Raw genomic sequence first — 14,667 nt, 5'->3', positions numbered from 1 at the left:
CTGCTGCCATGGAATTGGCGCTCTGCCATCCGGAACGTTGATCAAGCCGCCTGAGCCGAAAATGACCCGCGCGCGGTCTTCACCGGATGCTTACGGCGAAGCGGTACTCGATTGCGACGTTCTGATTCTCAACAAAACCCTTGGCGCGCAGCCCGCCGCGAAAAGCGACGAGCAGTTCCTTGCTTTTCTCGGCGGAATCGAAGCCAAGGTAGCCTACTATCGGAAGCGGGCTCTTCTGGGCGTATACCGCACACGGCGACATCGCTACTGCAATCATGAAAAGCGCAATGAGCTCCCGTCGCCTCATTTGGGCCTCGAAGATAGTGAGCCGGTTAAATGTTATCAGGTGTTAGTTGTGGCAGCCGGTGCACATCGTCGCACCCGATGCAAATGCTGCATCGCAAATGCGGTGCAGGACCGATCGGCTTTGGGTCATTCGCCTCAATTTGCCAGCGTGTTCTCGAGGTCCGCTCTGGCCCCGACGGCCGACGTGCGGGACACGATGGCGATCTTCGCCTTCGGGCCAACAAGCGACATTCACAAATAGCACGCGGTTCGCGAGCAGAGCGCGAATGCAGCCGGCCTACTTAATTAAGATGGCGCAGGTATCAGGCCGTGACATTTCATGATCTCGCCCATCCGGGCAGGATCAGGAGGCGCAGGGCCGCCGATGGCTATGGCCATTTCTCGGAAGAATTCCGGCCCGAGAACGCCTGGCGTGAGAACGCAAAGCATTTTCGCAATCGCCTGCGTCTCGTTGACGAACCCGTGGACAACACCGCGCGGGATGAAGAGATCGTCTCCGGGCTTGATCTCGATGCGCTTGCCGGCGACCGTCCAGGTGATGACGCCCTCAAGACCATAGATCGTTTCTTCCCAGTCACGGTGATGGTGCGGGACCGGCATACGGGAGTTGGGCGGGATCACCACCTCAAACATATCAAGCGCCCCGCTGGTATCATACTTGGTGCGCAGAAACCGCAATTGCATTTCGCCAACCTTGATAAGTTCAGCCATTGTCGTGCCTTCCGTGACGCCATAGAAAAGATCGCGGGACGGCTCAGCCCATCCGCACCGAAGTATCAGCAGAAAGCCTATGGTCGGACCTTGGGCATGTCTATTGGGCAATGATGTCTGGCATGGGTCAAAATGCGAAGAACTCAACGCGAGCAAATCTGGTCCGCCATGCCTCACTGAGCGGACCTCAACCGGTGCGCTGCTACTTCGCCGATGGCCCAGCAGCGGTCAATTGGCCGAGTCGACCCAAGCCGTCCTGACAGGCTGGGCCAAAGAAGCAGCTGCACTGGCCTTTAGTTGAACTGTTGTCGTTTTTGAACCTTCGCTCGAATTGCCGGACTCACGTCAGTAGACGATGGGGATGAACTGTCCCATCACAGCGTCGAGCGATTTTGGCTACCGTCACTCATCAGCGGCAGTTGCAACGGACTTAGTTTCGGGGTTGCCGGCCTAAGCCGCACCAAGCCAGCGGATCGGCCGGTGAATATCGCGGAGGCAAAGAGATGTTTCCAGCGAAACTTGCGGCATCGTTGCTTGGCTCAGCGTTGCTACTGACACCCGTACTGGCACGTGACGATGGCCGATACGACCACTCTCCGCTGAAGCCATGGTTCGAAAGCCTGCAGAGCGAATTTGGGAAGTGCTGTACCGATGCCGACGGATACATAGTGTCCGATGCGGATTGGGAGTCCACTCGTGGGCGTTACCGCGTCCTCATTGACGACGAATGGGTGATCGTACCTGACGGCGCGGTTATCACACAACCAAACCGTTTCGGCCGCACAATGGTCTGGAGGCACTACATAGACGGCCATCCGCGCGTCCGATGCTTCATGCCTGGCAGTATGACTTAATGCCCTTTAAAAGGTAGTCCGCTTCGGTCAAAGGCTGCCCTCTCCAGCCAGCATGGCCTTGGTCGGATCAGTTGCCCGAAGCGGACATCCCCGCGCTCCGGGCTGGGGTCAGCCACGGGCCATCAGCCGACATGCACCAGCGGGTTAAGCAATCCGCTGTAGCAGCGTCGATTGAACGTCGTTGCCCCACGAAGCAGCTGATTGTTTCACCCCGGCGTCATACCTTTGCTCTTGATCACCGATATGGCGTCCGGCGTTTTCAGGTAGTCGACGAGCGCCTTCGCGGCTGCGGCTTCCTTCGTGCCCGCACCGAGCGCGGCCGTGAATACGACATCCTGCTGCAAGTCAGCAGGGAACGGGCCAACCACATCGAGGCCCGGCACCGTCAAGACGTTCATCAGGAACAGCGCGAGTTCAGCCTCGCCCTTGGCGACCACAGCGACGACCTGTGCCGGCGTCGGCTGCGCTTTCATCTTGGCTTTCATCTGCTCGGTGATGCCGAGGCGCTCGAATACCTTCGCTATTGAATAGCCGGTTGCGCTTTCCGGAATTGAGGCGACCGATTCCGCATTGAGCAAGGCAGCTTTTAACGCGTCGGACGTGGAGATGTTGGGCTTCGGCGCACCGGCGCGAACCGCGACACCGAGGCCGACACGAGCTATGTCCAGCGTCGGCCCGGCTGCGAAATGTGATCGCGCGCCAGCGTCCCTCATCACCTCAACCGGCACGACACCGACATCAAACGGCTTGCCGGAGGTAGCTTCCTTGATCAGGTTCGGAGTGGTGCCGAAGAAGATATCAAGCTTGTGGCCCGAGGTTCGTTCGAACTTCGGCTTGAGACACGCCCACACTGCTGTCATGGCGCCGCCGGCCAGAACCCTCAACTCAGCTGAGGTCGCAGCCGATGACAGCATCATCACGGCCAAGATGCCCCCTGCCGCGAAAGAAAACGTCCTCATGTGACTCCCACAAGTCAATATGAACTGAGCGTTGATCGCACGTCGACGCTACGCCATTCTAGGTTAAACGCCTAATGTCTCAGATGGGTCACAAGCAGTCCCCAACCGCATTCACACGGCGGGTCGGCTAAGGGCCCAGAAGCTGACCAACGCTGGCGATGCCTGTCTCACGCGAATACTTTGCGGCGGTGGCGAATGCTGGACGGGGAGCGTCCAGAGAGCTCCCGAAAGGCGGCGTTGAACCGGCGCACGCTGCCAAAGCCGGCCCGGTAGGCGATCTGGGCCAATCGATCATTTGTCTCGTCAATTAGGCGCTTCGCCCGCTGTACACGCCTGGTCTTTGCTACCTGCTGCAGGCTGGCCCCGACATACCGCTCGAACAGACGCGCGAGGTGGCGCGAGCTTACCCCGAGCCGATCGGCGAGTGCAGCAACCGAACCGTCGTCCAACGCGCCACCATCGATCAATTTCGAGGCGCGCGCGACTGTCGAGCGCGTGTGGTCCTGACTGCCGTGTAGAAACGGCCGTCACAGCGCGGATTCATGCCCGTAGCTGCGACGCCACCCACACACCGATCGAGCGGGCACGACGTTTTGGCGTCAAAGGGATCGGCCGAAACCGAGCGGCGTCACCGGCGCAGCGGTCCACTGAGGAAACGCTGATTCCTAATCTCGCGAAGGAGCAGCATGCGCTTGGTTTGTGCTGCGTTGAGCAGCCCCTCGAACAAGACCAGGACCTCGCGGGCCTGCACGTAGACTTCGGTGGTGATGGCGCGTTGGTCGAAGCCATAGGTCCTCAGCCGCGCCTCTATCTCGGACGCAGCGACGGGATCACACCGCCAGCTCAGGGCATTTTGTAGCGTGTAGGTCTCGGCCTCCGCTTCGAACTCGGGATCAATTCCGACCATGTCGATGCGCCGCAGCGCCGCCTCAACCGCCTTTTGGCGATAGGTCTCGAGTAATTTATGCCGCAACATGCGGTAGCGCTGGATATCCCAGGACAGTTCGGCGACGTCAATGGCGAGGAGCCATTCGATGGCGGAGCGCGGCGCGAGGTCGGTAAAAATCGCCTGCTGGAGCGCCTGGTAGTGTTCGAGCTGTTCGCCCGGCAGCAGCAGTGGCGGGGACGCCAAGGACTCAAACTCGACCGGCAGCGTCGTGATGGTGAGCTCGCGCGCGGTTTGGAACAGACCGTTCATCCGGCGGCCTCCGAATCCAGGTTTGCCGCAAGCGACGCGGCGCCGACGGCGACGTTGGCGGGATCGTGGACGGGGCTTGCCGCCCACAACTCCTGCGCCACCGGCAGCGGCGCGATCTGCAGGTTCGCCCACCACGCCCGTTCATTGCCGTGCTGATGCAGCTCCTGGTGATGCGCGCGGCACAGGGGGACAGTGAACTCATCGCTGACCTTGCGGCCGAGCGCCCGGGCTTGAGCGAATTTCAGATGATGGGCATCGCACGGGGTTTGCCGGCACACCAGGCAGGGCTGCCCCCTAACAAACAACAGGTGCGTCTTGCTGCGTTTGCGGGACGGCTCCTTGGGATAGGCGAGCCCGGCCTCGGGTAGCGCTGGCTGCAGCGCGGCCTCGGCGTCAGCAGCAGGCGCTGCTGGCAGGCTTGGCGTGCCATTCAGGTCGGCCGTCTGCTCGGCCTGAGCACGGCCAGCGTCCTCAAGCTTGGCCTGATAAGCTGCCTCGACGTGCCGGGCATCCGGCTCCTGCAGGCTGTTCTTGAGCGGGAGGCTCGCCATGGCCCAGCTGAGCAGATCGGTGCTGGCGGGCAGCGCTTCGAGCTGGCGCAATAGCTGCTCGCGGAGTGCGGCGGACTCGCCCGGCCGCAGCACCGGGGCACGGTTGAGAGCGCCCTTGCCGGGCGAGGCCTTGGGGTTAGGTGGTGCGGGGGGACCAGCGGCCGCATCCGGGGCGTCCAGATCATCCTCGCCGGCAATCCCGACCAGCGCGAACAGGGCGTAGCGTCGGGCGTAGGTGAGCGCCGCGCCCATGCGGTGCGGCGCCTCAATGTCCCTTGAGGCGCAGACCGGCCACTCCGAGGAGATCCACTCGCCGGAGGAATGGGCAAGCAGGGTGGTGAGATGGATGTGGCCGGTGACCTGTTCGACCCGGGTGCTCTGGATGGCGGCGATCTCCTGCTGGCTCAAGGTCTTGCGCACGATGTCGAGGCCGCTCGCCAGCGAGGCGTAACGAAAGCTGCGGTCGTCATCGCGCAGGAACGGCGAGCGGATCTGAGCGGTCAGGGTCTTTTCCGGGTTGGTCAGTTCGGCCTGGGCGCGGGCCAGCGCCGCCGCGATCGCCCCGATATGCTCACTGGCCTGGTGCATGGACGCGCTCCATCTCAACCGGATCAAAGCTGATCGCGCCGGCTTTGGAGCGTTTGGCGCGAAGTCCGTGGCCAAACGCTTCCTTGGCATCCTCGGGCAGCAGCTTCTTGAGCTCGGTCTTGGCCAGTTCGTGCTCGCCATGGGCATCGCGGGTGCGCAGATAGGTCGCCGCGCATGCGGCCCACAGATTGGACGCGCTCATGTCGACGACCTTGACGGCGGCCAGCCGCGGCCGCGGCGCCTCGATCCCAAACAGCAGCGGCGGCTCGCCCCTCTGCACGCAGCGCCAGAACTTCTTTTCCGCCGTCAGCAGCAGGTGTTGGTAGAGCGGATCGGCATGCACGGTGATCTCGACCCATTTGCCGCCGCCGGTGATGATCGAGAGCACGGCCGCGCGCGCCGCGACCACCCACATGTTGTGCTGCAGCTGAGCCATGTGCTTCTCGGCCGCTGCCTCTTCAGTAAAGGCCCAAGGCAACATGAACTTGGCCTCGAACACCGCGCCGGTTTCTGCGACGATGCCATCGAGGGTGGCCGCCATCCAGCTGTGGACGGGATGGCGAATCCGCTTCTGAATATCCGTAATAGTCACGCCCGACGCGCGCTGGTACCAGCTGCGGTTGAGGTCTTCGGTCACGCTGCCGAGCTGCACGATCAGGTTGTGCGCAAAATCTTGCGGCGCGATCTCGCCGCGCTTTTCCCGCCACAGCCGCGTGAGATCGTCCTGATCATTGCCCATGATGATGCGGGCATCCGAGCCGCCGACAAAGGCGCGCCGGTCAATAGGGTCGAACTTGATGATGCGATGTGGCGTCTCCGCGCCATCGGTTGCAATCAGGGTCACCGGTCTCTCCTTGGTTTGGCAAACGCGGCTTGCCGCCGCACCACCAAAACCCCCGCCACTGCGAGGGGAGAGACCGGGGCCAAGGGCCTGCCGGCCGGTTTAATGATTAACGCTCCTTTTGCGCGGGAATGCCAGTCCTTTCTGCCGCAATTTAGCGGTTCTTTGGGCTGGAAAATCCTTGAGAAGTCAGGATCTTAGGGCCACCTTTCCAGGTGCCGCAACTAGCCCCCGGCCGAGGAGCTCGACATGTCGTCAATTCGACAAATCGAAGCCAATCGCGCCAATGCCAAGCGCAGCACGGGCCCGACAACGGCGGGCGGCAAGGCAAGGTCCAGCCGCAACGCGTTGCGCCATGGGCTCGCCAGGAGTTGCAAGCCGGACGAGCCGGAGGTCGCAACGCTGATGATTGCAGTTAGCGCGGGCCTCGGCTGTGACACTGGATCGGACACGGTAGCCGCCCTTGCGAATGCCAAGTGCGACCTATGGCGGGTGCGACGGGTCCGCCAGGCGCTGTTGGCCCATCTCTTAGATGGTCCGATCGACGCCATTGCACGACGGCTGAACGGCCTGGAACGCTACGAGCGTAGCGCGCTGGCCGCGCAGAAGCGCGCGCTTCACTCGCTCAAGGCACCGCGGGTGTAGAATTGCGATTGGCTTCGTTCTGGAGAAACTCTCGATCTTGTAGCTGCCCGGCGACCGGTCATGGAAAACCATAGCCATAACCCTCCCGGCCGACCGAAATGATGTTGAGTTCGATGTCATCGAACATCGGGTGATTGCCCGCCCATTTCAAGAATTGCGAGGTGCTGTCGACCTGGTCGTCATGCTTGCCGTGGGGAAACGCCAGCAGCTCCAACAGATAGTCGTCCAGCCAGGGCGCCTCTGCCGGCAGATGCACTTGTCCGGCCTCGATCCGGAAGGATTGTGCCGCCATACGGTCGGCCTTGCTGCCTTCGGGTTTGATGCCAATCGGGCGCGGCATGCCGGTTGGCGTATTGCGTTGCAGGTCCTGCAACATCGCAATGCCGGGCCCGGCGTCCTCCACCAAAACCGCGTCTGCGTGATATCGTATCGCCAGCGCGACCACGGCGCGCCGCAGGTCGGGATATTGATGCCGGCCGCGGTAGAGATCGACAAGGTAGTAGTCATTCTTGATCATGCGCCAGGTGGTGCAGACCGAGTAATCGTTGGCCTTTCCGGTCATCATGGCGGTGTCCCAGCTCTGCACGACATAGTCGGATGTCCCCGCCGGCGGCAACTGATCGAACCAGCGAAACCAGGCGCGCTTGATCAAATTGCCCTCGAGTGGCACCGGCCGTTGCTGGTATTGCGCCGAGAATTGCAGGCTGCCGATTTCGGCCTTGATCCGCTCCAGCACCGGCTTGCTTTCGCGCCGCGGGTGCAAGAGGTCGCCTGTGCGACGGCGGAAGAGGCGATCGTGACCGATGGCGATGTCGCTATCTTCGATGGCAATGGCCGGCAGATCGAGGTGATGCCAGCCGCCCGCTTGCAGCAGATGACCGGCGAGATCATCTTCGTGCAGGCGCTGCATCACCACGACGATGCGGCCGTCCTCCTTGTCGTTCAATCGCGAGACCAAGGTGCCGCCAAACCAATCGGTGACGCGGTTGCGCGCGGACTCCGACATCGCCTCCTCCGCCTTGAGCGGATCGTCGATGATGATGAGGTCCGCGCCTCGACCGGTTAGCGTGCCCCCGACCGTGGTTGCGTAGCGGCTGCCGCCCGCCGTGGTCACGAGTTCAGTGCCGGTATCCTTGGCCGGGCGCATGGCCGGAAACAGCTCCTGATACCAGCCCGACTCGATCACCATTCTGAACTGGCGGTGCAGCTCGGCGGACAGCTCGCTGGCGTAGCTGACCACGATAATGCGGCGGCTGGGGTCGTGGCCCAGCCACCAGGCGACGAACGCGACCGAAACCGACAGCGATTTGAGCGACCGCGGCGGCTGGTTGATGAGCAGCCGAGGGCAATCGCCGCCGTAAACGCGCATGAGCTGATGGGCAATGGCATCGATATGCCAGTTCGCCAGGTAGTCGCTGCCGGGAAAGACGGTCGCGAAGGCCCGATGGATGAAATACCGCACATCCGTTCGCAGCAATGCCGCCAACACCGGCATCATGTGGCGTCCTCCTCGTCGCGTTGGCTTGCAGTCGTCGCATCGGCGTCGGCCAAGACGTCTCGGCGATATGCCTCGAGGATGGCCTGATCTTCGGGCGGCAGGCTGGTCGCGGTCTCTTCCGCGGAGCCGACACTCATCGCCATCGCGAGGGAGAGGAATCTGTCGAGCGCCCTGACGTCGCCTTTGAGCGCCTTTTCCCGCAAGCGAAGCAATGCCGCCTTTTGCGTGGTGACGCGTCGTGATCTGCCGCCGTCGTTGACCGCGACCGGGGCCAATAGGACGGTTTTCAGGTCGGTGGTAAAATTCAGGCTGCCTTTCGGCCGACCACGCGGGTTGCCGGATTGCCCCGGCTTGAACCTGGTGTGCTGGGGCGGTTTGCCATAGCCAGAGCCCTTATCCGATTTTTTAGCCACTGGCGCGCTCCAGCTTCGCCGGGCTGGTTTGGCCGAACGGCACGCCGGTCTCGGCGTGCACTGCCGCCTTGCCGGTCAGATGCTGCCAGCGGCGGATCGTGACATCGACGTAGCTGGGGTCGATTTCGATCAGCCGTGCCCGGCGCCGGGTCCGTTCGGCGGCGATCAGTGTCGTGCCGGCGCCGCCGAACGGATCGAGCACGATGTCGTGCTCGTTGGTGCAATCGCGGATTGCATCGGCCACAAGCGCGACTGGCTTGACGGTCGGGTGCAGCGAGAGCTTGCCCTTGGCGGAATTTGTCCAGGTGTTTTGGCTGGGATAGCTCCACACGTTCGAGCGATTTCGACCGTTCCGGCCCAACTGCACGTTATTGACGTGTGGCGCGCGCCCCTTCTTGAACACGAAGACGAGTTCATGCGCCGACCGATACAGCGATCCCATGCCGGCGTTTGTCTTGGCCCAAACGCACACGTTCTTCATTTCCGTGTATATGGGAGTGGCGGCAGCCAGCAGCGGTCCGATCCCGCGCCAATCCATGCAAAGGAAATGAATGGCGCCATCCCTGGTGAAGCTGGCGAGCAGGGCAAAGCTCGTCGCTAAGAACGCCTCGAATTCAGTCGTCGACATCTCGCCGGATGCCATCGCAAACTCGGCATGGGTGATTCTCCCCTTGCCAGATGCGTGGCCATCGATTCTCTGGTTGTACGGCGCATCCGCGAACGCCATGTCTGCCAACTCATCGTCCAGGAGCCGACGGTAACTTTCGTCATTTCTTGCATCGGCGCAGAGTATGCGATGCTCATCGCCGAGTGCCCAGAGATCGCCGGGCTTGGTGATTGGTGGCTCGGCATCGGGTGCGGGCAAGTCGTCCTCCCAATCTTCTGAATCGGACGCCGCGACGTCGAGTTCTCCCATCGAAAATCCGGTTAGTTGCAGGTCGATCTGTGGGTCGATGGTCAGGAGCTCACTCAATTCGAGACGCAGAGCCTCGACGTCCCAACTGGCCTCTTCAGTTACGCGGTTGAGCATAAGCCTCAGCATTCGCAGCTGAGCCTCGCTGAGATCGGTAATGGTGACGGCGAGGACATGATCCAGACCGATCTGCGCGGCCGCTGCAACGACCGCCCATCCCGCTATCACTCGTAGCATCGCATCAACGAGAATGGGAAGAACTTGACCGTACTCCCCCAAGCTGGAAGCCAGCTTGTCGATTTGAGTCTTGGGGTGGCGACGCGTTTGGTTGCCGAGCGGCTTGAGGTCGCGGATCCGAACGGGAACGGCTTTCAAATCGTGGCGAAGTGCATCGCCATTGGTTGGTCGGGTGTAGTTCTCCAAGAGAGCCTCCGTGTGCGATATGCCTGTCGGCATATTGGCGGAAGGCCGGCGGGATGCACTTAGAAGGACGTGGACCTGAGCTCCGATTTGCGATCGGGGGTGCGATTTCGCCGCTTGATGGCAGCAGCCATCAGGCTGCAGACAGTTTGTTCGGTGATGTGAAGACAGCTCTGCAGGAATTGCAAGACGAAATGTCCGGCGGGCGTATTGACCTCGCCCTTATACTCCAAACCCCGGTAGGGATTGTGGGCGAAGGTGCCGCCGTAGCGCTCGACCAGCTCGCCGAGTGAAATTACGACGTGCAGCAGCATGGGCCGCGGGAGCGGGCCACCGGACTTTTTGCCGGTTTCGAGCGCTGTACGGGTCGCAAGCTCGAGTCGTTGCGCGATCCGCACGGTATCAGCGAACTGTCGCACCTCATAGTCCCACGTGTTGGGCAGGTACCGAAAGATCCTGCTCTGTGAAGGCTCGTTCAGCATCGTAAGATCTTCGGCGAGACGATCGGCTGCATCGGCAACCATGAGGAGCTCAGCGTTGCCGGCCCGCCTGGCGCTGCCGACAAGCGCTCGTAGTCGACTTGGAAAAGAGTAGGCCACGCTCAGGCGACCTGCGGGTTCGGTCGGCGGATTCCCAGCGAGCCAATCGAATTCAACGTGCTGCGCGCAGGTGAGAAACTGGCGGACGGAGCGAGCGGTATCATCCAGCGCGGCGTTAATTTGGGCTTGGCTTGGTTGCTTAGCTCGCCACCGCCTGTCATCCTTCAGGACGAGTTCTCGAAGCCAATCGAGCTCCTTGCGAATATCGGCCTCATGGCCGTCGTGGACACGGCCAGGGAATATCCGCATCAAAGTGCCAAATAAGTCGTCGCTGTGCAGAAAACCGTCGGAGGCGCTGCCCGGCCCGTGCATTTTTCCGTAACCGTTTAGTCGGACCAGCCCGGACCAACCCCATCTTGGATCAGCGCGCCTCCGCATTACCCCCGCCCTGCATCAGGTGAAAGCTCTCAGGTTCAGAATACAAGATTCCGCGAGAATCGTGCTTAGGCAAGGCCGGACAAACACGGTGGTGCACGACGAATTCCCGCACGTCACTTTTTCAGGAGCAACCCCATCTCTCGCGCCATGTGCTTTACTGAGCCGACATGCCGGCGAAGAGCTGCGGCAATTTCCGCCGCGCCGTACCGCCGGCGGATCATCGCCGAAAGCTTCTTGCGTTCGAGGTCGCTCCATTCCTTTGGCTTCGAGATTTTCATGGCGTGATCTTCGGGCCGGTCCGAGGCGGGCGACATTGGGAAATTTACGGGTGCCATCCTGAGTTGTGTCCAAAGACCGAGGAGAAAGTGGGATGCAAGCGTTGCGGACGCTTGCTGGGCTTCGTGTATGCTTATCCGCGCACGACCTATGCGAGCCAAGCCAAACGTTGCGGGCCTTCGCGGCCGCGGCGGCCGCAGCGAACCTACACGGGGTGGCGCATTTCTGGACCGCTCCCAGCTCCAGGTTTTTGCCGTCGACGGCAAACAACAGGCTCAGGGACAAGTTCGACCGACTCGCGGGCGGCGCGACACCGACGCGTGCAGTCGGCCCGCCATGAAGATGAGCGTGAACGGATCGAGATGGCGACCAGCACACCTGCGATTTGATTGCATCGGCGAAGCCCAAGTGCAGCGGGTTAGTCTTCACACCCTTTCAGGAGGGGCGGCGGCGAGTTTAATCGCCAGGACCTACGACCAACCCGCCCCTAGCGCGAACACACGTCCGTAATGCGGAAGGTCTGCAATCGACCCGTAGACCGCCAGGCGTGCGAACCAGCCAGCGCGTGGGCTCGGCGACAGCGCTGATCATCGAAGGCTCAAAGCTCTCCTGCACATCGGGGATGTTGTATGTTCTTACCTGCCAGTGCTTCTGCCGACCGCACCGGCGGTCCCGGTGCTTCGATACCAACCCCTCCAACCCCATGCGGCAGGCCGCCCGATATAGGTCAGGCCCGAGCCCGCCGCTCGACTAGCGCGCCCGAGCAGAGAGATCGCTCGCCGCGCCGATTAAATATTAACTAATAAAATGAAATTAAACAAATTAAATAATGGACGAGATTTAAATTTGGATTAAGATGCGAATGCTTGGCGCCGGACGCACGCGTCAAGGACCTCCTTGGAAGCGGCCCCATCATCTTGCCCCTGCTCACGCCGTCCAAAGGATGTAGGGGCCGCTTCTTTGGCAAATTGGGAGGGGAATCATGCAGTTCCTGTCATTGGGTGATTTGTTTTTCATCTCCGCGGCAACGGGTACGCTCCTATTGGTCGAGGTCGGAGTTTTGATCATTGTGGGCGTGATCTGAGCCGGACGCCTTCCGGTCAATGCTCCCATCGTCGCGGCCGTGCGCCTGGTGCGTGCCTCGAGTGGGCGGACAACCATCGACGTCATGCCTGCGGTCGCGAATGATAACGCAGGCACCTGGCCTCTACTACCGTTTCCGGATCGCTGGTACGCCACCTGTTGATCTGTGATGCGGCTCGGTCCTGCGGTGCTTAGCACGTCGCAGGCACGAGCGTTTTTCCAAATTCGGTCATTGCTCGGCTGCCGCTTGCTGTCGTTGGTGGTGAAGGCCTGTGCCTGACGTGTATGCCACCAAGGCTAAGTTGTATGCTTGCCAAAGCGTATGCCGGTCGAGATCCGGGAAACACTTCAACACGAGTGGTTCAACGTCAGCGGCTTGATATGCATCCAGGCATTGAAGAATGACGCAGCTGACGTCGGCGATGCTGTGGTGTTGCATTTTCATTGCTCCCGGTTATGGACATCAGCTGGTTCGGGGCCGCGGTCTCTTGGTCTGTTGCCAGGACGACAGGTGCAGCCACAAGCTGAAGCGACCGCCAGCAGACATTGATCGATGGCCCGATCACCGTAGGCGGGGCGCCTCGCTCGCGCGCAGGGTTTGCGGCAAGCGCGACGCCCTTGTCAGAGGCGGTCGCGACCCGACGATGATGCGCGGACATTGAGCTCTGATGAACCGCCCGGTCCATTAGTTTGGTGGAGTTGTTGGAGTCGCCTGTCGAGTTCTTGTTTTTTGGCAACGATCCTCGCGGCGAGAATCTGATCGACATCCGTGTAGAGAGCCCACAACTCATCGAGGGACATCTGCTCAAATTGCGGTTGGTAATCACGAATGTCCACAGTCCGGCCCCCGGCTGGGGCGGGTAGCAGCGAAGTCAGTCTTGAAAGCCCGGACCCTTACGCTGATCAGATGATCGCGTTGCTGGCCGGGCCGACCGCGCTGCCCTCATAAACCGCCTTCCCAGCTCTAGTTTCGCGTGTCGCACCGACGATTCTGCGCTCGGCCTTGGCTACTCGGTCTCTAAGGGTCTCAAGTTCGGATACTTGAGACGCGAGTGCCTCACAATGTTGGTGCAGAGCGAAATGACAACCATCCAGTCGCGCACGAGCGTCCATTGCACGCCCCTCTATGGTACTGCCCCAGAAGACGTGGCCCGCAATTGGGACCACCGCGAGACTAGTCAAATTGACCCATCAGGTCTGTTCGCTTTCGCACATTCGCTGTATGCTTTCCCTCCGCGGATCGCCGCGCGTCGAGTTGCTGCGAGGGGCAAGCAAGATATTGCTGCTGGCCTGCCGCTCGGGCCTCACGGTTTTCGAATTCGCAAAATGGACGACTTCCAGGCGACTGCCGCCGCAGACAAGGCCGGGCCTTGGATCTCGCGATCGCACAAAACACCGCCAGCCCGTCTACGGCCCCGGCACCGCCGCGATCTGCGCGCGTTAGCTTGGATCAGCCGGATGTAGTATCCCGCGCCAAGGAAAATCGGCAGATCGCGCGTTTCGGCCGATGACGACGATATCTCTGCTTGGCCTTGGCTACCTAATCTCGAAAGGTCCCGCGGTTCGACAGCTGGAAGCGAGCGCCGCGAAACGCTGGCGCGGGGAAGCGGAGGAGCGTGGATCTCAACACGGGGCTGTCTCCGGCGCGGGATATCGGCTCGCGCGGCTCTTTGCCATCGGGCGGTTGATCGTTTCGCAGGAGGTTAGTTTCAGGGCATCTGCTGAGCATTGCGAATACCGGCCGATCTGCGCGGCTTTCATGCGGTGGTTCTCCCTCTTTCTGGTAGCAGTACTTCGATTGCGTAAGGCGCGAGCCGGATGTCGGTCTCGCTCTCCGGCTGGTGATCCACGGGGTTTCTTCTCTCTTGAGAGAGCAAACTTGGCCGCTAGGCGTCTGAACAATGAACGCTTTGCGACTTGCATAGCTGCGGGAAGGCAGCCTTCGCCTCGTTAGTGCAAAAACAACATGCATTCCTTTGTCTTGCTGCTCGACCCACCAGTCTGCCTCGCCCTGACGAGCGATGCGGGAAGACTCAGCCCTCAGCCGCTCTATTTCGAGCCGGAGCAGCGCTTAGGAATAGACAAGTGCGCGATTTTGGTCTTCTTCACGAAAATCCAATTAAATGGCAAGTGACGTCCGGCGATTCAGGAGCGCATCGCGTCGATAGCGTGGGCGATTAAAATGCCCACGCTCAAAATAACTAGAAAAATGAGCAACCAGGTACTCACGTCCACCTCCTGTCTTGGAAGTGAACCTTCCTGTTTATGCACAGTCAAAGGCATCACGTAGGGAACCGCAATTTCAGCGGCCGCTGAGGATTCATTGCCACACGGCGGGCTATCGTCGGAACGCCAGGAAAAGGAGTGTGCCGACGATGGCGGTCGCGAGAAGTGGAAACCAAATGTCCGGCACTTCAGGGACTCCGACTCACTG

General features: G+C 61.1%; 15 protein-coding genes. 4 read left to right on the top strand and 11 right to left on the bottom strand.

Going from position 1 to position 14,667, the window contains the following annotated elements; genetic code table 11:
• Positions 1–547, top strand: a 547-nt coding sequence (locus ABIB90_RS23625; protein ID WP_354201446.1) for a hypothetical protein, incomplete at its 5' end; no start/stop codon positions are given.
• A 44-nt stretch (positions 548–591) separates the two neighbouring features.
• Here the strand turns inward: ABIB90_RS23625 and ABIB90_RS23620 are convergent.
• A complete protein-coding gene (locus ABIB90_RS23620) occupies positions 592–1,017 on the bottom strand; it encodes a cupin domain-containing protein (RefSeq protein WP_354128937.1) in 426 nt (141 codons plus the stop codon).
• 503 nt (positions 1,018–1,520) lie between these two features.
• Between ABIB90_RS23620 and ABIB90_RS23615 the strand changes: the two genes are divergently transcribed.
• Positions 1,521–1,871 (top strand): hypothetical protein, encoded by a 351-nt coding sequence (locus ABIB90_RS23615; protein WP_007595479.1) that lies wholly within the window; start codon positions 1,521–1,523, stop codon positions 1,869–1,871.
• A gap of 206 nt (positions 1,872–2,077) precedes the next feature.
• Here the strand turns inward: ABIB90_RS23615 and ABIB90_RS23610 are convergent, their stop codons facing one another.
• The 5 genes from ABIB90_RS23610 to ABIB90_RS23590 form a co-directional block, all read right to left on the bottom strand.
• Positions 2,078–2,830 (bottom strand): molybdate ABC transporter substrate-binding protein, encoded by a 753-nt coding sequence (locus ABIB90_RS23610; protein ID WP_354172187.1) that lies wholly within the window; start codon positions 2,828–2,830, stop codon positions 2,078–2,080.
• 167 nt (positions 2,831–2,997) lie between these two features.
• Positions 2,998–3,279, bottom strand: a complete 282-nt coding sequence (locus tag ABIB90_RS23605) for a helix-turn-helix transcriptional regulator (RefSeq protein ID WP_051058428.1) — start codon at positions 3,277–3,279, stop codon at positions 2,998–3,000.
• Positions 3,280–3,458: 179 nt separating this feature from the next.
• Positions 3,459–4,028, bottom strand: a complete 570-nt coding sequence (locus ABIB90_RS23600; protein WP_354172189.1) for a hypothetical protein — start codon at positions 4,026–4,028, stop codon at positions 3,459–3,461.
• Positions 4,025–5,167, bottom strand: a complete 1,143-nt coding sequence (locus ABIB90_RS23595) for an ERF family protein (protein WP_007595461.1) — start codon at positions 5,165–5,167, stop codon at positions 4,025–4,027. The genes ABIB90_RS23600 and ABIB90_RS23595 overlap by 4 nt, the downstream gene beginning before the upstream one ends.
• On the bottom strand, positions 5,151–6,011 hold the full coding sequence (locus ABIB90_RS23590) for a YqaJ viral recombinase family protein (protein WP_354201445.1): 861 nt from the start codon (positions 6,009–6,011) through the stop codon (positions 5,151–5,153). Before ABIB90_RS23590 ends, ABIB90_RS23595 begins: the two co-directional genes overlap by 17 nt.
• Positions 6,012–6,257: 246 nt before the next feature.
• On the opposite strand from ABIB90_RS23590, the gene ABIB90_RS23585 reads away from it, so the two are divergent.
• Positions 6,258–6,653, top strand: a complete 396-nt coding sequence (locus ABIB90_RS23585) for a hypothetical protein (protein ID WP_007595457.1) — start codon at positions 6,258–6,260, stop codon at positions 6,651–6,653.
• Positions 6,654–6,711: 58 nt separating this feature from the next.
• Here the strand turns inward: ABIB90_RS23585 and terL are convergent, their stop codons facing one another.
• The 5 genes from terL to ABIB90_RS23560 form a co-directional block, all read right to left on the bottom strand.
• Positions 6,712–8,151, bottom strand: a complete 1,440-nt coding sequence (terL, locus tag ABIB90_RS23580) for a phage terminase large subunit (protein WP_007595455.1) — start codon at positions 8,149–8,151, stop codon at positions 6,712–6,714.
• Positions 8,148–8,564 carry a DUF5681 domain-containing protein gene (locus ABIB90_RS23575; RefSeq protein ID WP_085359868.1) on the bottom strand — a complete coding sequence of 139 codons (417 nt, stop codon included), beginning with the start codon at positions 8,562–8,564 and terminating at the stop codon, positions 8,148–8,150. Before ABIB90_RS23575 ends, terL begins: the two co-directional genes overlap by 4 nt.
• Positions 8,557–9,900: a DNA modification methylase gene (locus tag ABIB90_RS23570; RefSeq protein WP_354172195.1), complete on the bottom strand. Its 1,344-nt coding sequence runs from the start codon at positions 9,898–9,900 to the stop codon at positions 8,557–8,559. The genes ABIB90_RS23575 and ABIB90_RS23570 overlap by 8 nt, the downstream gene beginning before the upstream one ends.
• 59 nt (positions 9,901–9,959) lie before the next feature.
• A complete protein-coding gene (locus ABIB90_RS23565) occupies positions 9,960–10,808 on the bottom strand; it encodes a hypothetical protein (RefSeq protein WP_354172197.1) in 849 nt (282 codons plus the stop codon).
• Between the two features lie 179 nt (positions 10,809–10,987).
• Positions 10,988–11,152: a hypothetical protein gene (locus ABIB90_RS23560; protein WP_354172199.1), complete on the bottom strand. Its 165-nt coding sequence runs from the start codon at positions 11,150–11,152 to the stop codon at positions 10,988–10,990.
• Between the two features lie 3,047 nt (positions 11,153–14,199).
• On the opposite strand from ABIB90_RS23560, the gene ABIB90_RS23555 reads away from it, so the two are divergent.
• The gene (locus ABIB90_RS23555; protein ID WP_354172201.1) at positions 14,200–14,367 is read left to right on the top strand and encodes a hypothetical protein; all 168 of its coding nucleotides are present in this window, start codon (positions 14,200–14,202) and stop codon (positions 14,365–14,367) included.
• Positions 14,368–14,667: the final 300 nt, after the last annotated feature.

This window comes from Bradyrhizobium sp. JR4.1, assembly GCF_040548605.1.
Lineage (GTDB): Bacteria > Pseudomonadota > Alphaproteobacteria > Rhizobiales > Xanthobacteraceae > Bradyrhizobium > Bradyrhizobium canariense.
Note: the sequence above shows the minus strand (reverse complement) of the source record. Positions and strands in the feature narration are given on the sequence as shown.